The 26,582-nt window shown below is 66.0% G+C and carries 32 protein-coding genes; 1 reads left to right on the top strand and 31 read right to left on the bottom strand.

Features of this window, described 5'->3' with window-relative positions:
• The first annotated feature begins 162 nt into the window (after positions 1–162).
• The gene (locus tag ACJJV7_RS06970; RefSeq protein WP_405373454.1) at positions 163–2,355 is read left to right on the top strand and encodes an acyltransferase family protein; all 2,193 of its coding nucleotides are present in this window, start codon (positions 163–165) and stop codon (positions 2,353–2,355) included.
• Here ACJJV7_RS06970 and ACJJV7_RS06965 read toward each other — a convergent pair.
• From ACJJV7_RS06965 to ACJJV7_RS06815, 31 genes are all read right to left on the bottom strand, one after another.
• Entirely contained in the window at positions 2,352–4,262 is a 1,911-nt protein-coding gene (locus ACJJV7_RS06965; RefSeq protein WP_405373452.1) for a BNR repeat-containing protein, read from the bottom strand. The genes ACJJV7_RS06970 and ACJJV7_RS06965 overlap by 4 nt on opposite strands.
• Before the next feature lie 19 nt (positions 4,263–4,281).
• The gene (locus ACJJV7_RS06960; protein WP_405373450.1) at positions 4,282–5,961 is read right to left on the bottom strand and encodes a hypothetical protein; all 1,680 of its coding nucleotides are present in this window, start codon (positions 5,959–5,961) and stop codon (positions 4,282–4,284) included.
• Positions 5,958–6,356, bottom strand: a complete 399-nt coding sequence (locus ACJJV7_RS06955) for a hypothetical protein (RefSeq protein WP_405373448.1) — start codon at positions 6,354–6,356, stop codon at positions 5,958–5,960. The genes ACJJV7_RS06960 and ACJJV7_RS06955 overlap by 4 nt, the downstream gene beginning before the upstream one ends.
• Positions 6,356–6,685, bottom strand: a complete 330-nt coding sequence (locus ACJJV7_RS06950; protein ID WP_405373446.1) for a hypothetical protein — start codon at positions 6,683–6,685, stop codon at positions 6,356–6,358. Before ACJJV7_RS06950 ends, ACJJV7_RS06955 begins: the two co-directional genes overlap by 1 nt.
• Before the next feature lie 9 nt (positions 6,686–6,694).
• Entirely contained in the window at positions 6,695–7,126 is a 432-nt protein-coding gene (locus tag ACJJV7_RS06945) for a hypothetical protein (RefSeq protein WP_405373444.1), read from the bottom strand.
• Positions 7,126–7,593 carry a hypothetical protein gene (locus tag ACJJV7_RS06940; RefSeq protein WP_405373442.1) on the bottom strand — a complete coding sequence of 156 codons (468 nt, stop codon included), beginning with the start codon at positions 7,591–7,593 and terminating at the stop codon, positions 7,126–7,128. Before ACJJV7_RS06940 ends, ACJJV7_RS06945 begins: the two co-directional genes overlap by 1 nt.
• On the bottom strand, positions 7,593–8,324 hold the full coding sequence (locus ACJJV7_RS06935) for a hypothetical protein (RefSeq protein ID WP_405373440.1): 732 nt from the start codon (positions 8,322–8,324) through the stop codon (positions 7,593–7,595). Before ACJJV7_RS06935 ends, ACJJV7_RS06940 begins: the two co-directional genes overlap by 1 nt.
• A gap of 13 nt (positions 8,325–8,337) precedes the next feature.
• Positions 8,338–8,964 (bottom strand): hypothetical protein, encoded by a 627-nt coding sequence (locus ACJJV7_RS06930; RefSeq protein ID WP_405373438.1) that lies wholly within the window; start codon positions 8,962–8,964, stop codon positions 8,338–8,340.
• Between the two features lie 8 nt (positions 8,965–8,972).
• A complete protein-coding gene (locus ACJJV7_RS06925) occupies positions 8,973–10,166 on the bottom strand; it encodes a hypothetical protein (protein ID WP_405373436.1) in 1,194 nt (397 codons plus the stop codon).
• A 56-nt stretch (positions 10,167–10,222) separates the two neighbouring features.
• Positions 10,223–11,305: a hypothetical protein gene (locus ACJJV7_RS06920; RefSeq protein WP_405373434.1), complete on the bottom strand. Its 1,083-nt coding sequence runs from the start codon at positions 11,303–11,305 to the stop codon at positions 10,223–10,225.
• An 8-nt stretch (positions 11,306–11,313) separates the two neighbouring features.
• A complete protein-coding gene (locus ACJJV7_RS06915) occupies positions 11,314–12,120 on the bottom strand; it encodes a hypothetical protein (RefSeq protein WP_405373432.1) in 807 nt (268 codons plus the stop codon).
• Complete coding sequence (locus ACJJV7_RS06910) at positions 12,120–15,386, bottom strand: tape measure protein (RefSeq protein WP_405373430.1); 3,267 nt, start codon at positions 15,384–15,386, stop codon at positions 12,120–12,122. Before ACJJV7_RS06910 ends, ACJJV7_RS06915 begins: the two co-directional genes overlap by 1 nt.
• Positions 15,387–15,426: 40 nt before the next feature.
• Positions 15,427–15,789, bottom strand: coding sequence for an endonuclease domain-containing protein (locus ACJJV7_RS06905; protein WP_405373428.1), 363 nt, complete (start codon positions 15,787–15,789; stop codon positions 15,427–15,429).
• Between the two features lie 637 nt (positions 15,790–16,426).
• Entirely contained in the window at positions 16,427–16,702 is a 276-nt protein-coding gene (locus ACJJV7_RS06900) for a hypothetical protein (protein ID WP_405373426.1), read from the bottom strand.
• Between the two features lie 104 nt (positions 16,703–16,806).
• Positions 16,807–17,118: a hypothetical protein gene (locus ACJJV7_RS06895; RefSeq protein ID WP_405373424.1), complete on the bottom strand. Its 312-nt coding sequence runs from the start codon at positions 17,116–17,118 to the stop codon at positions 16,807–16,809.
• Between the two features lie 84 nt (positions 17,119–17,202).
• Positions 17,203–17,745 carry a hypothetical protein gene (locus ACJJV7_RS06890; protein ID WP_405373422.1) on the bottom strand — a complete coding sequence of 181 codons (543 nt, stop codon included), beginning with the start codon at positions 17,743–17,745 and terminating at the stop codon, positions 17,203–17,205.
• An 85-nt stretch (positions 17,746–17,830) separates the two neighbouring features.
• The gene (locus ACJJV7_RS06885; RefSeq protein ID WP_405373420.1) at positions 17,831–18,241 is read right to left on the bottom strand and encodes a hypothetical protein; all 411 of its coding nucleotides are present in this window, start codon (positions 18,239–18,241) and stop codon (positions 17,831–17,833) included.
• Positions 18,238–18,576, bottom strand: coding sequence for a hypothetical protein (locus tag ACJJV7_RS06880; protein WP_405373418.1), 339 nt, complete (start codon positions 18,574–18,576; stop codon positions 18,238–18,240). The genes ACJJV7_RS06885 and ACJJV7_RS06880 overlap by 4 nt, the downstream gene beginning before the upstream one ends.
• Positions 18,569–18,937: a hypothetical protein gene (locus ACJJV7_RS06875; protein WP_405373416.1), complete on the bottom strand. Its 369-nt coding sequence runs from the start codon at positions 18,935–18,937 to the stop codon at positions 18,569–18,571. Before ACJJV7_RS06875 ends, ACJJV7_RS06880 begins: the two co-directional genes overlap by 8 nt.
• Positions 18,937–19,359, bottom strand: a complete 423-nt coding sequence (locus tag ACJJV7_RS06870) for a Gp19/Gp15/Gp42 family protein (RefSeq protein ID WP_405373415.1) — start codon at positions 19,357–19,359, stop codon at positions 18,937–18,939. The genes ACJJV7_RS06875 and ACJJV7_RS06870 overlap by 1 nt, the downstream gene beginning before the upstream one ends.
• Before the next feature lie 70 nt (positions 19,360–19,429).
• On the bottom strand, positions 19,430–19,750 hold the full coding sequence (locus ACJJV7_RS06865) for a hypothetical protein (RefSeq protein ID WP_405373413.1): 321 nt from the start codon (positions 19,748–19,750) through the stop codon (positions 19,430–19,432).
• A gap of 17 nt (positions 19,751–19,767) precedes the next feature.
• Positions 19,768–20,712 (bottom strand): major capsid protein, encoded by a 945-nt coding sequence (locus ACJJV7_RS06860; RefSeq protein WP_405373411.1) that lies wholly within the window; start codon positions 20,710–20,712, stop codon positions 19,768–19,770.
• A 2-nt stretch (positions 20,713–20,714) separates the two neighbouring features.
• Positions 20,715–21,224 (bottom strand): hypothetical protein, encoded by a 510-nt coding sequence (locus ACJJV7_RS06855; RefSeq protein WP_405373409.1) that lies wholly within the window; start codon positions 21,222–21,224, stop codon positions 20,715–20,717.
• A gap of 91 nt (positions 21,225–21,315) precedes the next feature.
• Entirely contained in the window at positions 21,316–21,945 is a 630-nt protein-coding gene (locus ACJJV7_RS06850) for a hypothetical protein (RefSeq protein ID WP_405373407.1), read from the bottom strand.
• On the bottom strand, positions 21,926–23,377 hold the full coding sequence (locus ACJJV7_RS06845) for a hypothetical protein (protein WP_405373405.1): 1,452 nt from the start codon (positions 23,375–23,377) through the stop codon (positions 21,926–21,928). Before ACJJV7_RS06845 ends, ACJJV7_RS06850 begins: the two co-directional genes overlap by 20 nt.
• On the bottom strand, positions 23,374–24,684 hold the full coding sequence (locus ACJJV7_RS06840) for a hypothetical protein (RefSeq protein WP_405373403.1): 1,311 nt from the start codon (positions 24,682–24,684) through the stop codon (positions 23,374–23,376). Before ACJJV7_RS06840 ends, ACJJV7_RS06845 begins: the two co-directional genes overlap by 4 nt.
• A gap of 127 nt (positions 24,685–24,811) precedes the next feature.
• The gene (locus ACJJV7_RS06835; protein WP_405373401.1) at positions 24,812–25,177 is read right to left on the bottom strand and encodes a hypothetical protein; all 366 of its coding nucleotides are present in this window, start codon (positions 25,175–25,177) and stop codon (positions 24,812–24,814) included.
• Between the two features lie 112 nt (positions 25,178–25,289).
• Entirely contained in the window at positions 25,290–25,583 is a 294-nt protein-coding gene (locus ACJJV7_RS06830) for an HNH endonuclease (protein ID WP_405373400.1), read from the bottom strand.
• 7 nt (positions 25,584–25,590) lie between these two features.
• The gene (locus ACJJV7_RS06825) at positions 25,591–25,824 is read right to left on the bottom strand and encodes a hypothetical protein (RefSeq protein WP_405373398.1); all 234 of its coding nucleotides are present in this window, start codon (positions 25,822–25,824) and stop codon (positions 25,591–25,593) included.
• Positions 25,821–26,030 (bottom strand): hypothetical protein, encoded by a 210-nt coding sequence (locus ACJJV7_RS06820; protein WP_405373396.1) that lies wholly within the window; start codon positions 26,028–26,030, stop codon positions 25,821–25,823. The genes ACJJV7_RS06825 and ACJJV7_RS06820 overlap by 4 nt, the downstream gene beginning before the upstream one ends.
• A gap of 10 nt (positions 26,031–26,040) precedes the next feature.
• Positions 26,041–26,313 (bottom strand): hypothetical protein, encoded by a 273-nt coding sequence (locus ACJJV7_RS06815; RefSeq protein ID WP_405373394.1) that lies wholly within the window; start codon positions 26,311–26,313, stop codon positions 26,041–26,043.
• Between the last annotated feature and the right edge of the window lie 269 nt (positions 26,314–26,582).

Genomic DNA, 26,582 nt, shown 5'->3' with positions numbered 1-26,582 from the left:
ACCCGCATCGTGCCATCCGCCCCGGACACGCAGAAGAGCCCCCGACCAGCATCCGAAGATGCCAGCCGGGGGCTGAACTATATGCGTGCGATGGTGCAGCGCGTTACTCCGCCGTGACACACGGCCGTTAGGCTTCGTGCAGTCGTTTCACAGGGGGTCGGAATGCCGTCAGGGCACATTTTCAGTAGGCATTGGCTGTCAGAGCATCTTCCGAACGCCACCTCTCGGCGAAACATCCGTCCCGACATCCAAGGCCTCCGAATGGTGGCGGTTGTCGCGGTGATCCTCGACCACCTCGTTCACTGGCCTAGCGGAGGGTTCGTCGGAGTCGACGTCTTCTTCGTAATCTCGGGGTTCTTGATCACAGGGATCCTTCTCCGCGAGTACGAGAAGACGGGCGCCATCTCGTTCGTCGGCTTCTACCGACGACGGGTGAAGCGCATCGTGCCAGCGGCGACCGCCGTGCTGCTCACGGTCGCCGGTCTCGGGTTCGTGCTCTTCAACCAGGCTCGCGCGAATCAGACTCTCTGGGATGCCGTCGCCTCGTTCTTCTTCGTGTCGAATTGGAACTTCGCCGCGGCTGGGACCGACTACTTCCAGGCCGATGGGCCCGTGTCGCCCCTCCAGCACTTCTGGTCGCTGTCGGTCGAGGAACAGTTCTACTTCGTCTGGCCGTGGCTCATGCTCGGGCTGCTAGCCCTCGCCGGGCTCCGCAAGGGCGCCTCGGTGCGGAGCCGGACGATCACCGGGCTCGTCATGGCTCTCATCGTGGCTGCGACGTTCGCATGGTCGCTGTACGAATCGTCGGCAAGCCCGACGGTCGCATACTTCTCGACACTCAGCCGGGCGTGGGAGCTCGGCATCGGGGCGCTCCTGGCAATCGCGACCCCGTGGTGGGGCAAGATCCCTGACATCCTGCGCCCCATCCTCGGATGGGTGGGCCTGATCGGGATCATCGCATCGCTCTTCCTGATCAACGACGCAGTAGCGTTCCCCGCCCCGTGGGCGCTGCTCCCGGTCCTGTCCACCGCCCTCGTCATTGCAGCCGGGACGGGTGGGCCGCAGCGCTTCCTGTTCCCGCTGACGAATCCGATCAGCTTCTACGTCGGCAACATCTCTTACTCGCTGTATCTCTGGCACTTCCCCGTGATCGTGTTCGGCGCGCTCCTGCTCGACGGGCCCCTCTACTACCTCGTGGCCGTTGTTCTCATGCTGTCGCTCGCGATCATCTCGTACCACCTGATCGAAGTCCCCATCCAGCGGTCCCCTTTACTGGAACCACACACCCTGACCCACCGGCGTGGAAGGCGGGAGAAAAGGCGCTCTGCGTGGGCGCAGTGGCGTCACGATTTCGGCACCTCCTATCGTTACGGCAGCCTGGCGCTCGCGGCGATTATCGCCGTCCCTCTGGTCTTCGTAGCAGTCACGGCCAGCACACCGGACCGAGGAACTGCGGCACCCTACGTACCTCGAGACATGCTCAGTAGTGAGACGCCTGCGCCTGAGTCCGCCGACTTCGGCCCCGAGGTCGCAGCCGTGCAGGAGGAGTTGCGCCGAGGTCTCCGACTAACTTCGTGGGCAGACACGGACCCCACTCTGGACTATGTGCTCGAGAACGACATGATCCCCGCAGGCGTGGGCTCGTGCGGAGACTTGGTGCAGCCAACTCGAGACCGCTGCACCTGGGGCGATCCCGGCGCGGCTCGTACCGCTGTACTCGTCGGGGATAGCGTCGCGATGGCATGGGTGCCATCGCTGCTCCCGCTAGTTGCTGAGGGCGAGTGGAAACTTGTCATCGAAGGCATGTACGGCTGCCCGTTCGTCGACCTCGAGCGGGCCGGCGAACAGTCGAAGATGGAAGCTTGTGTGACCCGCAAAGCAAAGGCAATCGACACAGTCGCCGAACTCGAGCCCGAGCTCCTGATCGTTTCGAACACGTACGAGCTGCCCGAACTCGACGGAGGCCAGAAGGCCACCCCAGCTTCATGGGAAGAAGGCCTCGCGAGCATCCTCGCGCAGACCGACGAGAACGCCGGGGCGACAGTCGTCCTGTCGCCGCCGCCGCCCGACAAGGACATTCGGGAATGCTATTCGCCGACCAACAGTCCTGCTGACTGCGCATCTCGGGTCACTCCTGTCTGGGACAGCGTGGCCGCGGCGGAATCTGCCGCGGCCGAGAAGGTAGGCGCCACGTGGGTGGACACATCAGTGCTCTTCTGCACCGATGGACTCTGCCCTCCCACGACGCCTACCCTCCCGATCAAACGCGACATCACCCACGTGACGCAGCCCTATGCGGAGTACCTGTCCCCCGCAATCCGTGAGCTGATCACGCCCGCAGTCAACGACCTCTAAGCGGGGACATAAAGCCCGACGAGGGGGACCGACCCCGTGAGGTTCGGCCCGATAGTCGCGGGCAGCGGCCCATCACCGACCGACGCCTCGATGCCGACGTAGTTGTTCACGTCGTCCGTGGCCTGGTTCGCTGTGAGCGCCCCCGCGAACGGGTTGTTCAGCCCGGTCAGGCGCCCGAATTGGGGCGCGACGTCGGCGCCCTGAGCGACAACCCCGACGTAGACCGCCCGTCCGCCGAGGAGGCGAAAGCGCATCGGGATTGTGATCACGCCGGTCACGGTCCCGCTCTGCTCCGCCGATGATGCGATGAGCGTACGGGAGAAGGCGTCGTAGACGGCGATCTTGTAGGTCGACCCGGTCCCTCCCGCTATAGCTAGCCTCACCGTTGCGTGCGCCACCTCGCAGTCGCGAGCGGGTGTGAGGATGCCAGCTCGGATGTTTCCTCGCGCGACGGTCACTCGTGTGGCATCCTTCTGTCCCGGCGCGGTGAAGTAGTACCCCGGCGTCATCGGCGCCCCGCCCGCAGGTGCCGCCTTGCTCGGCGCAGAGGCGACTGCGGGGCGCGGCAGGACAGAACCCGCGGGATAGCCGTCCAGGACGCTTGCATCCAGGGAGAGGAGCCCGCCCCACACGCTTTCAAGGCGCGTTCCGCCCGGCATGACCAGCGTCCGCAGCCGCCCGTTCCCTGTGGCGTCGTAGCCGCACTCCCACTGGTTCACATTCACCGGGAAGAGACGCACCTCTTCACCAACGGTTGGCGCGAGCCTCAGCGACGTCGCGAAACCGTTCTTGGAGTAGATCGCCCACGTCTTCTCCTGGTACGAGAACACAGCCGGTCGCGTCGCGGCCACAGGCAGAGTGATCGCGATGTCGTCGTGCCACTCGCCCTCGCTGTAGGAGAAGTGGTGTAGCTCGGCGCTCCCCGGGGTGGGTGTCAGCCACCATGCCGCGTGCGGTACTCCGTTCGCATCTACGCTCGCTCCGGTCTGGTTCAGCAGCCCATTGGCGTAGCCGGCGCGGATAACGCTCGCCTTGTCGGACGGGCGGATGGGCAGTGTCATCTCGACACCGTCTGCTGTCTTCCAGTTGACCCCATCTGTCGAGACGACGTAGCTGATGTCGTGATTGCTCGTCTCGCTGTCGTTCTCACGCCAGAGGTAGAAGATGTGGATCCGGCCATCCGCGCCAACGACGATCCGGTTCGGGTAAGCGCATTCGCTCGGCGAAACGGGAGCCGTGCCCTTGAATAGTTGGCCGACGCGCGTATAGACCCCAGTGGCGGGGACGTAACGGTTGATGTACCAGTCGCCATCTCCAGAGAACCCGTCGCGGTAGAAGATCAGCAGATCGCCATTCGGCATCCGGGGCGCGATCGGGTATGTCAGCACCGCTTCCTGGGTTCCGACCATCGATGTGATCGTCTTCCAAGACGAGATGTCATTAGGCGCCGTGGAACGCACGTACCGAAGAGGCGAGTTGTGGTGGTTGGCCAAGTAGTGGACGAAGCCCAATCCGTCCACTGCAATGACAGCGCTGTTATGCCCATCGTCCGGCACGGGCGCTGCGAGCGGGTTCCCGATGAGGTCTCCCAGATCGAAGGTCGTCCACGTTCGCTGCCCAACCGCAAGGCGAGCAACGATCGGACGTCGTCGCGCATCCCAGTACGCGACGTACTGATCGCCATTCGGCGCACGCGTGATGTTGTCCTGGCCGAAGATGGACGCGTTGACGGCAGTGACCCCGAAGGCTGCCGAAGGGAGGTCGAAGAAGTCGAACAGCCCACCTACCTCATTGGCCCGTTCGACATCCACGAACGTGTTCTTTAGTCGATCTGATTCGGCGATGTAGTCGACGACACGGGCCGGCACGAAGCCTTCCTCGTTCGTCCCCAGAACTTTCCACGTCATGAGTGCGCTCCTATACGAGTCATGCGAAGTCCACGTAGACGTCGTCGATGTCGAGGTCGCCCGCGGTCACACCAGGGGCCAGGAAGATGCGGAGCACGAGATGGGTAGCCCACTTCGGCATCCGACGATGCTGAGTACCGATCGTCACGGGCGTGTACCCCGACGAGGAGGACGTGAACGTGCGCCCGTTGTCCGACGAGCTCATCCGCTCCTCTTTCACGATCAGGGGGACACCCGGAACGGACGACGGTTTCACGAGCGCGGCCATCATCGGGAACGCCACATCCCCGACAAGCCCCGACCCGAACTTCGCGACGTACATGCGGACGAACGGGATCGCACCCGCGCGAGGCACCGGCACGAGCACATCAACCGAGATCGCCGCGGATGCGCCCGTCGTCTTCGACACCCGCAGGTGACGAGCCCCCGTCCGGGGCGACGCGGACGACGACCCGACCTGAGCGTTCGCGGACGACACCGGCGACGTGATCCCCGTATCCCGCGTGATCGACACGTAATCAGCGACCGAGTTCCCCAGGAGAGTGTTCTCGAACCCACCATCCGCGAGAGCGCTCTGCGAGAAGTTGACCGCCTCGATCAGCGGGTTCGTGGTCCCGTTCGTGAGGATCTCAAGATCGGTGATCCCCGCGCCCTTCGCGAACGCACCAGACGCGGTACGGATGTTCGACACGCGGATACCCTTGAACGTCGACTTCGCGCCGTACTCCCCACCGGTGCAATCGTTCTGCACGATCACCTCAGGAGCGGTACCCGTGTCGAACGTGCCCGTGAACACCATCATCACGTTGGAGACCTGCACGGCCCCCTGGTTGCCCGTGATGACGATCGGGACACGGTTGTCGTCGGCACGCCGCTCGAGGTGACCACCCTGCATGCAGATGATCGTGTTGTCCGAGCGGAGCCACGTCCCGCAGTAGTCGATCGACGTGCCGATGAGGTCGAGGCGACCGTTCTGGTTCGCACCGTGCACACCGATGTCACTGTTGAAGATCGTGCCGCCGATGAACTGGATGCGCTCCCCCGCGTCGGTGACGCCGGCGGGAGCTTTCACGGCGGTGGCGCACTCCCACACGTCGAGGTTGATCGAGTTCACGCAGTACACGTGCGACCCGAGCTCCACACCAACACCGAAGTGGTGCACGTTCACGTTGATGAAGTTCGAGTGGCTGATGGTGTGCTGGTTGCCGGTGAGGCTCGAGTGGAGCCGCAGCCCGGTGACAGCACTGTTGCGGTTGCCTGCACCGGTGCCACCGTTCCCGCGGATCTGGATGTCCTGCAGGATCGTCCGGTTGAGGAGGTACTGGTTCACCGTCTCATCGGAGGTGAGCGTGACCGCGGAACCGGACGTCATCGCGCTCGCGTCGAAGATGGTCCCCTCCACCTCCGGTGTCGAAGGCTCACCGATGAGGGTGTACTTCGACACGTCGATGACGAGCCCGTTCACCGGGTACACGCCTCGGGCGAGCCGGATGACACCACCGCTCGAGAGGGAGGCGAGGGCTGCCGTGATGGTTTTCTTCGGGCCGGATGCGACCCGCCCATCGAGCGCATCCGAACCCAGCGCGGAGTCCACGTACACGCACGTCGCGCGACCCCCGTCGAACTCCCGCCGCAGCCCAGCCTTCGCCCGCGGCGGGAGGCTGTCTTTCTCATCGATACCGATCGGCTTGAAACTCATCCCACACTCCCCACAAGGAACGTCCCCGGGTCAGCAGGGTCTTCGGCGAACTCGGTCGGGTCGAGCACGATGAACACGCCCGGGTCGTACGGGTCGAGCGCGATCGGCGGGCCCGACGCGTACTCGTCCAGGACACGTTTCGCGGCACCCTTGATCGTGGTGACGACCGTGGAGAACGACCCGTTCCGGATCTCCACCTGCGTGACATCCGCGTCGACCTTGAACGGCAGCAGAGCCCCGTTCGTATCGGACGTGAGCAGCATGGGCGCCCCGGAAGGGTCCGTGACGGTGAGGGGCAGGGTGCCACCCACGGGGTACACGGTGAACGCTGCTTCCTTCACGAGACGACCCGTCTCCGGGGCGTAGGCGAACTGCGTCTCGAAGACCTCAGACATCAGCCCTCCGACTTCGAAGTGACCGCGATACTCTGCGCGACGTCGGAAACACCCGTGGGACGCCACAGTCCGTAGTGGGACGACACGGACACGACGAACGCCGGGAGGGCCGCGAACAGTGCGAGGCCGAGGTCGTACACCTCGCCACTCGAGAGCGCCCGCGCGAGCTCCACGGCGAGAGAAGTGACCAGCGACAGCGCCGCCAGCAGGATCGCCTTCATGCTCCCGGACGAGACGCGCGTGGTCACGAGCCCGACAATCACGGGCAGCAGGAAGGCGATGACGAACTGGACGACCGTCAAGGGGTCGAGGGTGAACGCGATGTTCATGGGATCTCCTTAGAGGTGCGTGCGCTTGGTGGGTTGGGTGGGCCAGTCGTCGGCGAAATGCCCGAGACCGAGGCGGGAGAGGATGGGGACCGGCGGCATGGGAATGTCGCCAAGACGTCCGCGCTGGTTCCACTTCCAGACGCCCACGACCCATTCGCGGAAGGCGTCCTGCAGTTCGTGAGATTCCTTCTCGACGGCGGCCAGCTTGTCGCGCATCGGCTTGACCTGACGCTCGACTTCCTGCGCCACTTCGTTGCGGATGTACTGCGCGAGCTCGGATGCGTCATCCCACCGCGATGCGATGACAGAGTTGTCGGCGGTCGATGCCGCGACTTTCGTTTCGCCTCGCTTGCCCCGGAACCCGAGGTACGCCGCGTAAGCGACACCAGCGAAGCCGAAGAGCGGGCCGGCGATCGAGCCGACTGTCTGCCACCACTCCATCAGGCCCCCCTCGTGCCGCGGCTCTTCCGGCGTCGGTATTCGCGACCGAGCCAGACGATCCGCCACACAGGCACGACGGCCAGTGCAGATGAGATCCCACCAACGAACCCGCCACTGGAGTCCCCGACGAGCACGCGCCCGACGATGAGCAACCCGTACGTGATCAGGACGAACGCAAGTCCGCACTTCGAGATGAGCTCGAGGGCCCACAGTCGCGGGAAGGAAACCCCGACGAGGCACCCGACCGAAAACACGAGAACGGCTAGTGATGCGGCGTGCGACACGGCGGCGTTGTAGACAACTGCGAACGTCGGGAGCCCGTTGAACACGGCCATGAGACTGCCGACGATCAGGATCAGGTCGATCGGGGGGAGCACCCAACGTTTCACGTCCCGTGCGATCTCCCCCTCCGTGATGGAAATCGCACCGGGAGCCCAGATCGACGCTCCGAACAGGCGGCGGAGCATCACTGGATGGTGGGGAGCTTGTTGAGCTGAGCCATCGTCAGCTTGCCGCTCGTGTACGGCAGATCGCGGCCGAGAGCTTCGTACAGGGCCTGGATGACTCCCCACTCAGCACCCTTGATGTGGCGCTTCTTGCCGCCAGCGACCTGCCAGACACGCTTCTGGGTGTCGTCCTTCGCTTTCACGTAGATGGCCATGTCTTCGTCCTCCGGGATCGGGGTGGCGGCGGGCTTCGCCGGCGTGGTGGTGGCAGGTTTCGGAGCAGGCTTCACCGGCTTCACGGTGGGCGCGAGGATCACGGCGTAGTGGCTCTCGCCGTAGGTGCGCGACCAGCCGCGGTACTTCCCGACGCGCTTGTTGATCTGCGCGACGGATGACGTGCCGACGTTGGTGCCGTACTTGTCGTTGGGGTAGCTCGTCGCGTTGAGGACGTCCGTGCCGCCGCCGAGCATGTCGATGCCGACGTGGCCCCAGTTCCCTCGCTCGCGCCGCGAGTTCAGGCCGACGTAGTCCCAGTAGTGGACCGCGCCACGTGGCGCCTTCGCCGGGTCGGTGGACTCGATCTTCGTGTCCTCGAACGCGGCGCGCGCGGACGGGTAGGCGTTGTCTTTGCCGACGTCACCGAAGTGACGACAGACGGTGTGCACGACGGCGGCGCACTTGCCGTACCAGTCGTAGTCGTCCCAGGTGGCGAACTTCGCTTTCACCTGGGCGGGGGTTCCGCTCTTGGGCATGATGCCTCCTGGGTCAGATCGGGTAGGAGCCGAGAAGGCTGAACGTGGTGCCGTTTTGCATGACGGTGCCGGGAGCGACCGCGCAGATCTCGACCCCACCGGAGTGAGCCCTGCCCACAGCGACAGCGCCACCGTTCGCAGACACAAGCGGGTAGTTCATCCCCGACGCGGGCGCCCACCCAGAAACGAACGTCCCGACGACCTGGTTGCCGATGTCACCGTTCGCGGGGACCGTGACCGTCGCACCCCGGTAGATCAGGTAGAACGACACGAACGCGACACCAGACTTCTTCCGCCCCGACTGGGCCGAAATGTTCCAGTTCGCCGCGCTCTGCAGCACGTTGTCGAACACGCCCGACAGGAGGTTGTCGCTCGACGCGTCGAGCACCCGCCACGTCGTACCGTCCGTCGTGTACTCGAACCCCTTCCCGTCCGGAGCGTCCGCACGGAACACGAGGATCGGGTTCGACAGTGACGGGGCGAGGTTCGCGGCGGTCAGGTCAGCGATCTTCTGCGCCCGCTCGGTCACGTCCGCCACGGGGATGTAATCCCGGATGGACAGGGCGAGCTTGCTGAACGCCGAACGCGAGGGAGCTTCCCCACCGCTGGGGACATCATGCTTCTTCACATCGGTTGCCATCTGGACTCCTAGATCGTGACCTTGTAGGTGATTTTCAGCGCCATGCCATCGCCGGCTGAGGTGCCTCGGACGCCGCCGTACCCGCTGCCCACGGTGGCGAGCCCTTTCGCCGCTCCCGTGCGGAGCGCTTCGCGGAGAGCGGCGGGCAGCTTGACCTTCACGGCGCTGCTCGCGCCCGTCTGCCCCGACACGGTCGGGCCGCTCGACGACGGGGCGTTGCCCGGTTTCGAGCCGTGCGGGGAACCCTGCACGACGATCGACGGGAGATCCGAGTTCAAGCCGACGCCGCGGAGGGTGAGTTCGATCGACACGATCTCGTCAGCGTCGAGATCCCGGATGCGGTTGCCGTACACGGCGAGGCCGGTCATCTCCCCCGACCCGTACTTCGAGCCCTGCCAGAGCGTGGACCGTCCCCCGTAACGGTTCGTATTCCACCGGTCCCACTGGTCATACCGGTGCCGGTACGACCCAGACCATGTCGGGGTGATCGTCACAGTTCGGGTGACTGTCTTCGGTGGCGGGGGGCTCGGTTTCGACCACGACACCGTCACACTGTCGGACCATGCCGACGACCCACCAGGACCGTTCGCCTGCACCTCGACACGCAAGGACTGGCCCTGCTGGATCGGGACGTGAGCGGTCGTGCCAGTGAGACCACGGCGGGTCTTCCACGCGCCGTCGTTGACCGAGTATCGGACAGTTGACGCGGTGGAACCATCCGAGCGAGCCCAGGACACGACAACATCCGAACCCGCACGCGACGCGGCCACATCACCGGGGACGGCAGGGGCGGACGGGGGCGCTGGGGTGCCGGTCTGCCCGAGCACCCACGGGTCCGCGGGTGTCGGCCAGTACAGCAGGACCGTGTCACCCGGAACGGGCACGTAATCCCACAGGTTGTTGCAGATGAACGAACGCCCGTTCGCGGTCACCGTCAACGGAACATCGGTAGACACGTACCCCACAGACGGGAGAGTGACGTCATCCTGATCGTCTTCAGGTGCTGTTGCCGCGCCGGCGAGGCCGAGGCAGAGGAGCGCCTGACCAGTGATCGGGTCCCGCAGCACCCACACCGGGGAGCCGAGATATTTCGACCAGTCCGTGTCCGACAGGGTGTCCATCCACGCACCGTCACCACCAGCGATCGACACCTGCACCGTCCGCGACGCGGCATCCGCCCCGAGGAGCACACCGAGCGCCACAGGGCGAGTGTCAGCGCCCGGGGGCGGCCCCTGAGGGAGGAACGCATCATCCGAGATCATGCGACACCCACTTCGAACGTCATCGGACCGTCAGCGACGGTGAGGGGCAGGACGAAACTGTTCACCCATCCCCACGCGAGGCGCTCCCCGTTGCGGCGGATCTCGACCGGGTCATCGATCTCGACCCGCGGGTCCGGGGCGCACTCCACCTGGTAGGTGCGCGCACCGCGGAGAAGGTCGGTGAGTTTCGCTTCCGCGGCGGCGCGGACTTCCTGCTCCGTCTTCAACGCCGCCGACGAGAACCGGTGCGACACGACCCCGTACGGGCCGTCAACGCGCATCGGGCCGGACAGTTTCGCGACCGTCACCGTCACCGGGTTCTGATTCCCCGACGATTCTGCGGTCACCTGATTCGCAGCCGTCGCGCGGGAGTCCGCTCGAGGCGCGGACACCAGCGTGCCCTTCACCCCGTCCTCGAATACGAGAACCGGTGTCGGGACCTCCGGGAGCGGTGGGAGCATCCACACAACACCGTCAACGTCGGTGCGCACCCGGGCGGGCCACGCATCCGCGATCTCGTACACCGCGCCCAAACGGTCCTCAGACCAGTTGAACGTGTCCGGGCACACCCGGTCGGTCAGCGCCGGCGACACAGCGCCCTGCACCACCGTGGGCAGCAGCTTCCGGAACTCCTGCCCCAGGGTGCCCGTGGGTGACACGGGGGATGTCAAACGGTCGTCGGCTGCGAACTGCAGCACCCCGAGACCGGAGACGGCTACGGACCCGTCGTCGTTCTCCTGCCAGTCCTGAACCGCGAACACACCGATCTGCGTCTGATAGTCCGCGCTGGTGCGGGCTGACGTGACCGTGATCGTCACCGTGAGGCGCTGCCCGAACCGGGCGAGAGGGTGCAACGGGTCCCCACCAGGGAGCCAGTCGAACTGACGCCCATCGACGGTCGAATACCGCGCGACGGTCAGCGTGACCCGTTCCGGGACCTGCTGTGACCGCTCCCCCAACACCTGCCCGCGGATCACAGGGATGTTGTCGGCGAGCATGTCCCCGTCGAGCCAGGACGACACGTTCGGATACCAGCGGGAAGCTACCTCGAGAACCTCAGCGGGTGCACCCTCGCGCATGGGAACTCCTACTCGTCAGTCCACTCGTGCCGATCGAACTCATCCCAGGTACGCCCGGCCCACTCGGAGTCGAACACCGCCCAGGTTTCGTCCTCGTGGACGGCGTCGAAGTCGTCCCACGTGTAGACGACCGCCGCGACACCGGGCTCCGGGTTGTCGGTGAGTATGTACGCCAGATCCCACGACCGCAGATCATCGATCAGGCTCGTGGATTTGATGCTGCTGAACAGCACCACCTCCACCAATGGGAGATCGCGAATGCCGTTCTGCCGGTACACGACCGGAGCGCCCGACTCGAGAACGTCGATCAGCGCTTCCGACTGTGCGGCGTCTGTCGTGAGGGACAGCGAACCGGTGCCGTCCGTGAGGGAGTCGTAACGCACCACGGGGCGTGCACGACCGGGGATCGAGAACGTCGCCTGCCTGATGCCGTAGTCCCGTTCGAACCCACCATCGGCGACCGTCAACGGCACGACCGTCAGGTCCGCGTCGAGCGTCTGCAAGATGAAGTCACCCAACACCTCGACGATGACGGGGTTCGACTGGTACGTCTCACCCGCGACCGTCAGCGTGTAGATGACCTCCGTGTTGATCGGGGGAACGAGGTCGATGAGTACGACCTGTTCCCCCGTCGACACTCCGGTGCCCGCGTTCACGGGCCACACGAACCCGCCCGCGGTGCCCTCCACCACGTACTCAGCACCGACAGGCATGTTCGTCAGAACGACCTGCACGGGTGCCGGATACCGGGAGAGGAGCGTCGCGGTGATCTGCACACCTGCGGGAGCTTCGCTCAGAACGATGGGGAACGCCATCAGCGCCTCCCCCCACGTCGAGCGGCCATACGCGCGGACGCGGCACCAGCCATCTGATGCTCAACGATCGCGCGGACCGGTTCACCGTCGATCAGCAACCAGACCTCCCCCGCACCAAGCCCGGATGCTCCCGAGGTCTCCCCCACACCCGGGACCGAAACGGCCGGCGTGATGGGGTCGAGGTGCAGGTTCTGGTTCCACCCATCGGACGTGTAGCCCGCGAGCTCAGCCATCTTCCGTGACGGGGACTTGATCCCCAGATCCTTCTTGATCGTCGACAGCAACCGCGCCGCCATGTCCTTGTACTGCTGGTTGAGTGCCTTATCCCGCGACTGCAGCCCCTTCAGGAACCCGTCCGCCGCGTCGACACCCGCACCGAACAAGTCCTGCGCGAGATCCTTCGCCCACCCCGACTTGTCCGTACCCGTCAGATCCCCGAGCTGCTTCGTGAGCTCGTTGACCTCACCGATCGCAGTCTTCCCACCAGCGGCGAGGTTCTTCGCGATCGACGCATCACCGGTCGACACGAACTGCCCCAGCAGGTCCTGCAGGGACGTGTCGTTCAGGCCCAGCTTCCGCAGATCATCGATCGCCGCCTTGAACGATCGCGCCTCAGCGACCTGCTTCCGCAGCCCACCGATCAGATCCTCAGCCGACGACATCGACGACACCCGCTTCGTGACCGTGAACAACCGGTCACCCTGCTGGTACATCTCCGTGACGGTCTTCTCCGTCTCCTTCGCGAACCGTGTCAGGTCGCCAAGGTCACGGAACCCGTCGATGATCGACTGTCGGAACGATGACCGCGCCTCAATCGCATCCTGCAACGTCGAGTTCGCGTCCTCGATCTGCTCCGCGATCCGCTCCCGCTCCGTCGCGATCTTCTGCATCGCAACGTCACGGTCCTTGACCGTTTTCAGCATCCGATCCCGAGTCGCCTTAGTGATCGCCTTCTCGGAGTAGGTGTCGTTGATCCGCTCGATGAGGCTCGTCGCCTCCGACGAGAACGGGGACGGTGCCAACCATTCCCGGGCGGTCGCGTACAGCTCAGCCCGCAACGCGGCATAGTCCGCCGCGGTCTTCTTCGCCGCACTCCCCGCCGCAGTCGTGGCCTTCGTCGCCCCGCCCGCAGCTTTCGACACGCCCTTGAACGTGGACGCCACGTACGAGTTCGACGATGCCGCCGCCCGCACGGCTGCGTCGTACTGCGCCAGATACCCGACGACACCACCACGCAACGCACCAGCAGCGAGCCCCAAGCCCGTGTTGTTCGCGACCTTCGCCGCAGCCACCAGAGACCGGTACGCCGCGATGACACGCTGCGCCTCAGCGATCGGCTGCGACCCGTCGAAGAACATCGCCCAACGCCGCCCAGCGACGTTCTGCACCGCCGCGCGCACCGCGCCCATGATGTTCTGCGTGTCGACGCCCTTCGCGTCCAACACCGCCAAAAGATCGAACAGGCGACCGGTGAACAACCCGTAGTCGTCACCCGCGGCCTGAGCCATCGCCGCGATCGTGCCCTGCAGCGCGTTCAGGTTCGAGATACCACCCGCAGTGGACGAGTCGATCGCGGTCCCGTTGTCGATGATCGACTGAGCGAGATCACGGATCGAGTTCGCTTCGTTCCCCGCGGCCGACATCGACGAGAAAGCCGAGTTCACGGCATCCTCGATCGAGTTGAAAACCGGGGGGACCTTCTCCGCCTCACGGGTCGTCGCGGACAACGCCTGCTGCGCGCTCTTCTGCGCCGCCGTCAACGTGCCCGACACCGAGTCAAGCTGACGCAACGCCTCAACCGCAGACTTCGCCACCGAGAGACCCGAGAGCTGACGCTCCTGCTTCTGCTTGTCGATGATGCCCTGCAGCTCACCGCGGACCGCTGCGAGCTTCCCCGTGGGGTCGCCGCTCGCGATCGCCGTGGTCAGGCCGCGGTAGTCGACACCCGCCTGCTCGAGAAGAGGGAACGTCTCCTTGAGCTGATCGTTCAGCACCGAGATCGTGTTCTCAGTGACCGCGCCCGTGTTCGTATCGAACGACCCGGAGAGGGTATCAACGGCTGCCTTCTGGGCGTCCGCGGCAGCCTTGCCTTCTTCCCAGAGCGAGATGAGACCACCGAGCGCAAGGCTCACGCCACCAATGGCCAGACCGACCGGCCCACCGAACGCACCGAGCATGGCCGATCCGGTCGCGCGGGCAGTAGACGCCACCGAAGCGAGGCCGACACGGACACCAGGCATAGCCGCGCCCGCGAGCTGGGCCTCAAGTCGCAGAGTACGGAACGATGCCGCCGAACCAGCGATACCCACACGAGCCGCGTTGAACGCGTTACTCCGCATGGCGACGCTGAGAGCGATAGCCGCGATCGCGGCAGCCTTGACCGGGCCGGGGACCGCGTTGATGACGGACAGGACGCCGCCCAGACCATCGCCCAAAGCTGTGGCCGCGGGGGTCAGCCCGTCGATGGCCTCTGTGAGCTCGGACAGGACGTCCTTGCCCTGGGTGAGGGCCCCACCCGCGAGACCCGCACCCAAGCGCCCGACTGCAGCGAGCATGTTATCGACACGACCCTGGATCGTGGTGCCCATCTCAGCGGCGACAGTTCCGGAGGCGGACGTCATCGCCTGAGCGAAGTCCGCGAAACCGATCTTTCCTGCCGACGCGAGTTTGAAGACCTCGTCGGCTGTCACACCCATCTGATCTGCGAGTGCCTGATAGATGGGCAAGCCACGGTCAGCGACCTGCTGCAGCGAGTCGTTCTGTGCCTTGTTGAGGGACGCGACCTTCGCGTAGATGGAACCCATTTCACCGAGCGAGGAGCCGGACGCGGCTGCCGCGTTCGCAACGGACTTGAGGGTCTGCTCGAGCTGCGCGCCGGCCGGGATCTGCGCGGCAGTGAGCTGCGCAGCAACGGTGACAGCGTCTCCGAGCCCGAAGGCTGTGCCCTTCACTGACGCAAGAGCGTTGCCCATGATCGTGTCGACGCGGGCAGCGTCATTACCAAGGCCACGGAGCTTGGCCTGAGCTGTGTCGATCGCTTTGACGCGGTCGATGCCAGCGAACAGGATCGAACCGATACCACCAGCCGCGACGAGAGACTTCACCGCAGGCGAACTCATCAGTGCGCCCGCGAACGAGTCACCATACTGGCGGCCACCCGTCGCACCGGCACGATCGAGCGCCGGCCCCATGGCCTGTTCGATCTTCTTCGCACCCCCACCGAAGGTGGGTAGGAGGGACACGCTCGCGCTTGCGACTTCCGCCACGATGACTCCTCTCGGTCATAGCGACGGATAGCCGTCGAGGTCAGGTCTGGAGATACTCGATCGCGTTGACGAGTCGATCGGGGTCATCCCGGAACGCGCCTAGGCCGCGGTTGCAGAGCCCGCAGAGGAATCCGCGGACGCAACGCCCGCAGGTGATGTGGCCAGGGCAACAGGAGTGGTCGTGGTCCACGTGGAGTTCGACATCGGTCGTCCTGCAGATTTGGCAGCCTGCTTCGACAGCGGCTCGGTACTCGTCAGGTCGGACCCCGTAGAACCGAAGACGGCGGGCTTCCGGTGACTCGCGGCATTGCTTCGAACAGAACGTCGCGTCGGCGCGGAGAAACGATGCTCGCCCCGCCCGTGAGACGAGGGACACGACTCGGTCGCAAACGGCACATTGCATCGACGTAGGTCGAGGCGTCCCCGCCCTGTTGTTGCGGGACGCCACAGCCTGGCAGGCCTGGGAACAGTACCGGCTCCGAGCCTGGATCGTCCCGCCGCATACACGGCACGATCCGCCAGCATCGGCCCACCGATATCGCACCGGTCGCACCTTGCCCTCACGCTGGTGGATGCCGTAGTGGACGGCGCACCACTCACGCTTCCGTTGCGGGCGCTCGCACCCGTCGACCGCGCAGAGAGTCCCCGGTGTGCGGAAAGTACGCCCGGTGGGTGTTTCCCCTGCGGAGCCCGTTTTGCGTTCGCGCCAGTCGTGCTGCGCGCACATTTCGCGCGCCTGGACCCGCTTCTCGCATCCGCTGACACGGCATGGCGGCTTGGTCTCCGCGAAGTGCTTAGAGCACAGTGGTCGGCTGCGAGTCTGACTGCGGTTGGTGCACCCGTCGATGCCGCATTCGGGGAGCGTAGCCTTGTAGTGCTTGGGACAGAGTCCGTGAGCGCCTTTCGGGCCGACGAGGTTATCGCACTGGGTGTCGTTGCATGGACGTGTAGCCTTGGGCATAGCCCGCCACCTACTTCTACTAGGTCGTCTGGGTCAGGCCCGGCAGGTGTTCCACCACCTGTTCGGGCCGTTTCTGACTCTACCCCTCGCTGCCGACATGCTGACCTTGCACGCGCTGCCGGTGCCGTTGGATGCGCGCCCGGACTTCGTCCGTCACCTTCGGGGCAGCCTTGACCGGCTCCCACGGGCGAGGGATCGGCTTCCAGCGGGAGCGTTCCTTCTCCGGGGTGCTGTCGAGCCGGTGGAGGTCGCGCTGCCAGTACGCAATTTGCAGCGCCTCTGAGGGGGCGTACAGCCACCCCTGGACTGCGGCGAAGGTGTGTGTGGCCCGGTCACGCAGGAACCCTACGGTCATCAGTAGGCGGTCGTGGGGTTCGAGAGTATTCGGGTGCACGGGGGTGCGGGTGAGGAAGTCGTAGAGGACCGCCGCTTGATGCTGCTGGCAGGCAGCATCGGCGGTCAGGATTCCGGGAGGGCCGCCCCGGTGAACTCGCCCCACTTGGTGAGGAGTTCGATGCCCTGGTCCGTGTCGAGGTGATCGAGGAGCATGACGGTGGTTTCATCGTCCTTGACTGCGAGCTCGAGCGCGATCATCGACTTCGTGCCCCAGTCATCATCCTTCACGTTGCGCGCGCTGGCGCGGCGGGATACACCGAACGAACCGATGATGTCGGTGAACTTCGGGATCTCGACACGGTGACCGTCGATTTCGAACAGGAACCCACCGTCCTCCGCTTCGGACAGGTCGGGGAAGGTGAGGGTGGTCTTCATGGTGTCTCCTTGGCAAGGATCAGAGGGATGCAAGGGTGAGGAAGAGGGTGCCCGCGCCCCTTGCCGACGCGGGCACCCGGTCTATTACTCGGTCGCGAACTCGGGAGCCCAACCGATGATGTGAGCCCCGCCGCCGGCAGGCTCGAGGGTGCCGAAGGTCATGCCGTACTGCAGGGCGTCGCCCTCGCTGTTGGCCTGACCAGCGCGGTCCGTGATCTTCGCGCGCTCAGCGACGAACCGATCGTTGGTGTCATCGGAGTACAGGCGGTCGTAGACCATGACGTACTCCTTGTTCGCCGAGCCGCCTGAGATTTCGAACGAACCGTCAGGTGCGACAGTGGTGTCCCAATACGCCTCGAACGTGTCCTTGGTGGTCTCGATGAACGGGAACTCTGCCGTGACGTTCCCCTTCTTCTGACGGGAGATCACGGTCGCGCCGGTGTGGGCGATGATCTCGACCGTGTCGCCGGGGACAGGGGTGAGCGTGGACCCGTCTTCGGCCCAGTAACCCATGTCCTTGTACGCCCCCGGGAGGGTGCTCACCGCGGACGTGGGAAGAGCAGTGCCAGTCGGAGCGAGGTACAGCATACCGCCGACGACGGTCTTCACCTTTGTGGCATCAGCCATCGTGTTTCCTTTCGTGTGAAATGACGCGCAGACAAGGTGCGCTTGGATACGCGGCGGTGCCACGCAGAATGAGGAGACCCGAAGGTCAAGCGGGGACGCCCCGCAGCTGGTACTCGACCGTGAGGAACCGGTACTCGACACCGGCGGGGTCCTGGACTGTGTCCGGGCCAGTGGAGTCGGTCACGGTCGCGACCAACGGGGACTCCTTCGCGAACCGCTCGAGCAGGAGCTGCAGCTGCGCGGCCAACGTGTTGACCGTGTCCCAGTCGGTAGCGCCGTTCGCGAACGTCGCCCACACTTGCGCGCGCACACGGTACAGGCGGTGCACTTCGCGGGTCCGGGGGCCACCGTCGCCGAGCAGCAGCACGAACTTCCGTGGCCGCGTCGCCGGGGTCAACCGCCGCACCTCGACGCCCGTCTGCCCGAGCTCGGCGAACTTGGCGGGCAGGGTGTTGATCAGCGCCGGGAGCGGTGAAGTGAACAGGAGCGGGATCATCCGGAAACCTCCGTGCCACGTCGCGGGAACCGCAAACCAGGACCCCACTGCCTGCGGGGACCCCAGTTCGCACCGACGCGCTCCCGCGACCCTGCCGCGGCCACCATCGAGGCGGCCAGGTCACCGGTCCAGGATTCCCGGAACAGCGCGTCCACGCGGGTATCGGTGCCGCGGACGACAGCGCGCCCAGCAGGCGTGACGCTGACTTCGATCGTGAGGGGCTCCCCGAACGCCCGGGCGACGGCCTGCATGCGGCTCGTGAGGTCGTCGATCACCCCAGGTGAGTGCAGGAGCTCGCGGGCGCCGGCGCGCTTCATCTGGATACGGTTAGCCACCGGTACCGACCCTCCGGAAGGTGGCGACAGTGCCCGGCCGGCGTCCCGTGATGGGGTTACGCCACTCGAACCCGTCGGCCACGGCGTTGAACACGCGGCCACGGATCCGCGCGCGTGCGTCCGCGGGAATGACCGTCCCCGCCGGGAACGACACCACCCACTCGTCGATGGTGCCCTGCACACCGACCTCTAGGTCTTCGCGCGACCCGGACGGCCACACCATGCAGTCCTCGATCGGCGTCTCGATGTCGAACCCGGGGATCGGCTCCCCCGACGAGTCCACCCCGTCCGGGGCCAGCGTCAGCAGCGTGACGACCTCGCCGTGCGGCGTCTCGATCGAGGCGTCAGACAGCGCCAGCATCAGAACCCCACGTAGAACGGAGAAGTCGAGGGGATCAGGTCGACGGAGAACGCGCCGCCCGCCTTCACGCCCTGCAGGGATGCGAGCTCCTCGTCCGTCATTGACAGGATGCCGGGGGTGTTCCCGCCGTACATGATGGACCCGCTGTACGGGCCCTCCGACGACGACCGCTGCCGGACACCTTCTGGATTCCGGAACACGCGCGTCACCATCGCCACGACGACGTCCTTCGCCGCCTCGAGCAGCTCCGTCACCGCTGGGGCGAGCGCACCCTCAAGGTCGATGCGTGTCTGGATGTCGGGCACCTGCCGGCGGACTTCTCGTTCCGCCTTCGCGATCCACGTCTGCAGCTTCGCGGTGTCCGTGGGCGCACCTTCACCGATCCACGCGCCGGTCACGTCGGCCGGGGTTGTCCAGGTCATCGTGTTCTCCTCCGTGTAGATCGGTCAGGGTGGGAGGGGCGACATTGCTGCCGCCCCTCCGCCTGGGGTGTTACTTGGCCGACGTAGCGCCGGTGTCGATGTTGTGGACGATCGTCACCTTGGAGCCGTCGGGCTTGGTGGCCTCGTACTCCTCGATGCGGTGGTCCGCGTCCGACTCGTCGACGGGTTCCGGCTTGGGCGCCGGGATGACCGCGTTGACGGTGCCTTCGGCGATCGCCTTGGGCCCCGGATTCGCCGGGACCGAGACGGCGATCTCCGTCGGGTCGGTGGTGTCAGCCGGGCCGTCGCCAGGTGCGGTGACGGACGGCTTCGTGACGTCGGAGTCGAGGGTCGTGGTGCCCTCGACCTCTTCTGCCTTCATGCGTGCCATGTTCTGTTCCTTCCGGATCAGGCGGCGAGGACGCCGCGGAGACGGGCCGCCGCCTTGCCACCGAAGGTGGCGAGACCGCAGTAGAACTCGATGCGGGTGCGGTATGCGGGCTTCTCCTGCAGCTGGCCCAGGTCATCGACCTGGACGCCACCGTTGGTGAGGCCCGTGACACCCTGCTCGGTCTCGTCCTCGCCGAAGCGGACGGCGTAGACCGAGGACGCAGCGCTCGAGGAGCCCTGCGCCTCGTTCTGCGGCAGGATGTTGGCGCCCGCGAGGTTGGCGCCCGGGTCGAGCACCGGGATGCCGTTGTACGTGAGCACGCGCTTGCGGGTGAGGTCCTCGGTGATGAAGTCCGCGCCGCCGAGACGCCGCAGCGTCGACGTGATCTTCCCGATGACGGCCGAGTTCGCGTAGATCGCACCGTTCTGGCCGTTGATGCCGGGAACGGAAGCGACCAGAGCGTCAAGCGCGTCGAGGAAGTCATGGCCGGCGGTGACCGGGCCGAGGCCGTTGGTCGCTGCGTCGATGACCTGGGAGCCCGTGAGGCGCTTCTTCAGGCCATCGAACGACTTCGTGTCGACCGAGACGTCGCCGTTGAAGAACGTGTCCTGGAACTTGTAGGACGCGGCCTTCACCTTGAGGCGGGTCTGGATCGCTCGCTGGTCGTTGAGGTCACCGCGCGTCTGCACGATGAACCGATCGACGTCGGCGTCGCCACCGAGGATCACGAGGGACTCGGTCGCCTGAACGACGGTACCGGTCGACTCGGTGTAGGCCTCGTTGACGGAGCGGAACGCGACACCGGGGAGGGTCGCTTCCTTGTTGTACGCGTATGCGTTGCCCTCGATGTTCATCAGGGGGATGCGGTCGAGGACCGGCGACTCCTGAACGAACGTCTCGATGACACCGCGCTGGAGGTCGTTCTGCGAGAGCAGAGCGGCCTGGGCGAGGGTAACTGCCATGGCTACTGCCTTTCGGTCTTCGCGTAGGCGGCACGGAGTGTGCCGATCCCAGGCGTGGGTGTGGTGGTTGCCCCGAGGTTGGGCAGGCCGCCCTCCTCGGGAACGATGTACGTCCGCGGTGCGGGGACGTCATCGGTGGGCGTGATGCCCTTGAACTCGATGAGCGCGGTAGCGGAGGCTTCGAGCTCCTCCTTCGTGCTGCCCGAGAGCAGCGCGGCGGGGATGCCCTTGTCCGCGGCGACCTCTGCGCGCAGTGCCCGGAGTTCGACCTCGGCGGCGCGCTGTTCTGCGGCGGCGAGACGATCCTGCAGCTTCTGGGCTTCGGTCTTCTGCGACTCCTCGAACTCAGCGAGGCGCTGTGCAGCTGCCTCGTTCGCCTTCGCGGCGGTCAGGTTCTCCTTCGCGCGGGTCTCCCACTTTCGGGCCTCAGCCTTCCAGTCGGTCTCCTGCGGTGCGGTCTCCTGCGGCGCGTCTGCGCCGGGTTCCCCGTGCGGGGTGTTGTCGTCAGCCATGCGGCCCTCCGATGGATTGTCAGTGCCCCGTGCGGGGCTGTTGAGCGCCCACCGGAAGGCGGGCATGGTCCGACTCGTGCGGGCCGGAAGATCAGTCGGCAGGCTCATCCCGGCCTAGGCCGGATCCGTCCTGGTAGAGCTGGATGAAGTAGTCGAGGTCGTAGTCCTCGGGCAGGTCATCCTGGTTGCGGCCCGAGACCGGCACACAGTCACAGTTGTCGTGCCACTCGTTGCCCTGCCCGGCCGACTCCTCCGAGTAGTAGACGAACCCGCGGGACGCGAGCATCACGCACCACTTGCAGGTTGTCGGCCCCGACGGCACACGCGCGAACGCCCGCGACACCGGGTCCTGCGCACCGGACCGGAAGAACGTGTCCCGCCCGGGCTGAAGAACGAGCCGCTGGGACGCGCCCATCAGACGGCTGAGCGTCGCCGCTGGGTCTGGTTCGTCCGCGAACAGCGGGCCCAGTGCCCAGCGGGCGGAGGACTGAGCCTGCTCGGTATCCACCGGGCGCGCCATCACCGCGCGGAACGAGGCCGCCGAGGGCGGCGCGTCGCGGAGCATGTCGTACCAATCCGCGCCAAGGAGCGCCGCGACGTCGCCGTACGTGGTGAGCAGCTCCGGGAAGAAGTCGAGCAACGCCGACTTCACCCGGAACGGGTCGCCAGCCACGTTCAGCGCTGCCCAGAACTCAGACAGGTCACGCTGCGCCAGAAGCACCAGAGACTGGTTCGCCTGCCGGAACTGTGCCACCTGAGCCGCTGTCGCCATCGTTCACCGCCCGCAATCCTCGTGCCGCTTCCACGAGCGCCGTGAGCCGGTCGCCCGCCCGCCCGCGTTCGCGCTCGGACTGGAACCGGACGATCTGGTCGCGGGACAGCCCGGCGTACTCCATGCCGACTTCCGACGCCCCGAAGCCCTCGATGTCTGCGGACAGCTTCGAGAACGCATCGGCGCGGGCCGAGGGCGACACAATCGCCGGGTCCGTGTGGCTCGCGGTGAGTGCACGCATATCCTCGGGCGGCTCAGAGAGCCCGTCGCGGAGCATCACCCCGAATGTCCCCGCTTTACGGGCGCCGCGGCTCCAAATCCGGTTCGCTTCACGCGTCGTGGTGATCAGCGTCTCCTTCGCCGCGAAGATCGCGTCCGCGCTTGACGGGTTCGATGAGTCCGCGAACTTCACATCCAAGTCCTGGTCGTCGGCGAACAGATTCGCCCACATCCGCAGCTGGTCTGTGTGCGGCTGAGGTGACGCGCCCGTGAACCGCTGCAACGTAGGCTTTTCGTCGGAGTCGTTCGAATCGGTGTCCATCGCCTTCACGCGGCCCATGACGGCCGTCCAGCGGTCGTTTCCGACGAACGATGCGACATCTGCGCCGAACAGCCAGTACTCGGGCGCCGAGTAGAACTCCGACGACACCTCGGCGCGGACGATGGTGCGCAGCGCCGAGTCGGTGAACCCCATCGCGGCGCGCGTCATCCGCGACGACCCGAGCGGCCGGACGAGCTCGTACCCGTACACCAGCGGGGCGACCGTCACGCGGCCGATGGGATTCGGAATCACATCGGCCCGCCACGTCGCGCCCCACACGCGCTCAACACGCGACAGGGTGATGACCTTGTCCGGGGTGTACATGACCATGCGCGTGGGCTGGCCGTAGAACGACTGGTCCACGATCGACAGGAACCCGGCCAGCGCGCGCCGGCGGCGGTCCCAGATCGCGGCGGACGTGTCCGCTGCGCGCGCGATGATCTGCACCTCGGGTTCACCCGCCTGGACATCACCCAGCGACACGGTGAGGAACGAGCATCCGTGCACCGCGGAGGAGACCTTCGCGGCCGGGAACTCGACATCGAAGTCGTTCTCGTCCGCGATCTGGTCGACACCCATCAGCGACTCCGACGACACGAAGCCCTCGAACTGCGACCGATCGGTGACAGCACGGATGCCCTTCGCGGGCCACCCGAGCGCAGCAGTGATGCCACGCATCTGCGGCGGGAGCGAGATCCCGAAGTCCTTCAGCGCCGCCTCGCCGTCGAAGTACACGGACCGCTCGAGGTTGCGGGCACGACGCTTCATCCACACGCGGTACAGCGCCTGGAAGAGGCTGGCGTCCGAGTGGTCCAGAGCGAGATCAACGCCTCCGATCACAGGATCACCGCCTTTCGTTCGCCCTCGCGGGGTGCTTTTGTAGTTCGGGCGGCCCAGTAAGCCAGGCTGATCGCTTCGACCGGCACTTCATCGCCCGTAGGCGTGGAGACGGTCCAGCCGCCCCGCTTGTCCTTCACCGCGACACTCACCGACTCATCGAGAGCTGCCTGACCGTCGCGGAGGTGCGTGACGGTTCCCGCCTTCGCGGCGTCGTCGAGCATCCCGCAGGCCTGCAGGTACTGCCCCGTGTTCACGACAGTGATCCGGCGCTCCGAGACCTTCCGATCGAGGAGAAGCTGCTTCAGCGTCAGTGCGCCAGCCTGCCCCGAGAGGACAATCTGGGAGGCCTTGCGCCACCGCGCCCGCCCGGTTGCGTCTTTCTCCGCGAACCAGTCGGCGAGGGGCCCAAGCCCGCGCTCTCCGTCGTCGCTCCGATCAAGCAGCTCCACGTGCGCGCCGTCTCCCACGGGCACTCCACCGGCAAGCGAGACGCGCATGCCGTCGGCCGAGAACGCGACCGCGTAGCCGGGGGCTCCCCCGTCGGGCTTCACGTCGACCGCGGTGTCTTCCCACGCCTTCTGGCTTATGTCGTGGCGCGCGCCGTTGTCCGACGCCCAGATACCGAGACGGTCGAGCCCGAACTCGTCAGCCGAGTACGTCTCGAGCTCGCCCTGCACGACTTCCTGGTTGATGCGCTGGTTCCACGCCGGGTTGGCGGACCAGCAGACATACTCCACAGCCGGGGACCACTTCTTCGCCGCGAGGTCGTCATACGCGTCCTGGTACTCGGGGGACGCGGGGTCCGCGGACCATTCCGCCCACGCAGCCGAGTCGGAGGCGCCCTTGACCGCCGCGTCACGGACGGACCCGAAGACCTCGCCCTCATCCTCCGGCGTCGGAGGAGTGCCGAGCAACCATACCTGCGGGTTCGGCATCGCCGACATCGTCGAGTTGATCGAAACCCACGCCGACCGCTTCAGGCGCTGCGCTTCGTCGAGCATCAGGCAGTCCGAGGAGAACCCTCGCCCGCCGGCGCCCGTACGCGCCTTGAACTGCACCGTCGCACCGTTCCGGAACCGCACGGCCTCACGGTTGATCGCGTTCATGATCCCGTTCGGGCGAACCCGGTCCATCAGCCAGCCGTTACCGTCAGCCTCGAGGATCTCGATCAGCTTGTTGAACGACTCGCGCGCGGTGTCTGCCTGGTGAGCGGAGACAACGATCTTCCGCTCCTCGAACAGCAACACACCGGCGAGGATGCGGGCGACCATCAACTGCGACTTGCCGTTCTGGCGAGGCACGCTCACCCCGACACGCTTCGCGGCCCACAGGCCATCCCCACGCTCGCCGAGAGACGCCTCGAGGATCGTCTCCTGCCATCCGTCCAACACCACACCCGCACGAGCGGACAGGTCTGCGACGTCCTCCCACGAGTTAGCTCGGGACCGCGCCGGCTCGACGAGAACGCGCGGTGGCGCCTCCCCGAGCAGCGCGACGGGCTGCGATTTGGTCGAGCGGGTCAACGACCTTCTCCTTCGCTGCCACGTCCGCCTTGCCCAGGCCGAGCTGTTGCATCAGGGACTTCAACGCCGCCGCCTGCTGACGAGCCTCGGCAAGCACGCCATCGAGAGTGACCGTCACCGTCTGCGCGTCGTCGTTCTTGACGCGGAAGTGCATCAGCTCGATCCACTCCGTCTTGCCCGTCACGATCCCGTCGATCTTGTCGAGGCGATCCATGATCCGAGCGGCTTCCTCAACGAGCGCCGCGACCGCAGGGTCCGCCTCGGAGGCCTTCGCCATGTGCTCCCGGAACCGCTCAGAGGTCGTCATCGCGTGCCACCACTCTCTGTGTGTGAAAGTCGCAATGCACCGGGAGCGAGCTGGGTGCGGGGGTGGGGGGTGGGTGCCCTGGTCACCATCCGGTTGAGGGTCGGAGGGGTTCGCGTGTGGTGCTGGGGGTGCGTTTCTTGCCGAGGGATTGGTTGCAGCGTCGGCAGATGGTGCGGCCGTTCGATGGGTCGTTGGTTCCCCCGTATGCGTGGGGGATGATGTGGTCGGGTTCGGCGCTGTTGGGCTGGCGGGAGATGTCGTAGTCGAGTTCGACTCCGCATTCGGGACAATGGGTGATGCCGGCCCTACGGTCCCTGGTGAGCACTCGCCGTCGGAAGTTCAGGTGTGGGGTGAGTCCGGTGCGGGAGGCGACCATGGGATGGTCACCGTCCTGCTCGGGCTCGCAGCTTGTCGCGTGCGTTCTCCGCCTTGGGTGTGACGGCGGTGGGTGCGGGTTCGATGCTGTGCAGTGACCCGTGTGCGACGTGCAGGATGGTGTGGCCCTCGTCGTTGAGGAACCAGTATCCGTACTCGTCGATGTCGGCCGTGCCGGTGATGGTGCGGGGTCCGGCTTGGGTGGTGAGTGTGTACTCGCCTGAGGGGAGGCTGCGGGTCACGGGGTGACCTTGCGGATCGTGTACTTGTGCTTGCCGCGGTTGAGGTCGCGGTCGGCGTCGACTTGGGAGGCTTTGTCGCGTTCGGCCCATTCACGGTTGGGGGCGGTGGTGAAGCCTTCGGCGGGTTGCCCGTCACGGTAGAGCTGGTAGCGGGTGGTGGCTCCGGCTTTCCCGTTGGTTGCGCCTTCAGCGGTTCCGATGGTCACGGGGTTCCTCCTACACGAAGCGGCCGGTGAGGTATGAGCCGAGGCCCGCTGATGCGCTGATTGTCTGCTCGTTGGGCATGATGATGTCGCGACCGGCGCGACCCGTGAGCTCGAGGTCTGTGTTCGTCCACTCGGCGGCCACTGCCCATGCGACGACGTAGGGGGCATCGTCGGGGCGGAGGACGTGCAGGTAGTCGTTGATCGCGCGGGCGACGGCATCTTTCGCGGCGCGCACTTCGGGGGCGTTGAAGTCCGTGGTGAAGTCGTCATCGTCGTCGCTCAACGGGGTCCTCCTCGCAGCAGGTGTTGGCGCTGTGCTGACTTGTCCAGGGTTTCCCGCACCAGTCGCACTCGTGCACGGTCGCTCCTTTGGTGGGGCGGCATGAACCCTGCACCGGTCACGGCAGGTCATGTACCGCCCCAAGTGTGTGCGGTGGTCGGCTGGCGCCCGGGGTGTGGGGATGCACCCGGGCGCCGGCCCGTTGACGTTTGGGGATGACAAAGACCCCCCGACGTTGGTCGAGGGGTCTTGATGTCTCTGGGCGTATTCCT

The organism is Microbacterium sp. Ld4 (assembly GCF_045066555.1).
GTDB lineage: Bacteria > Actinomycetota > Actinomycetes > Actinomycetales > Microbacteriaceae > Microbacterium.
The sequence above is the reverse complement of the archived record's forward strand: the minus strand, read 5'-3'. Positions and strand labels throughout refer to the sequence as shown.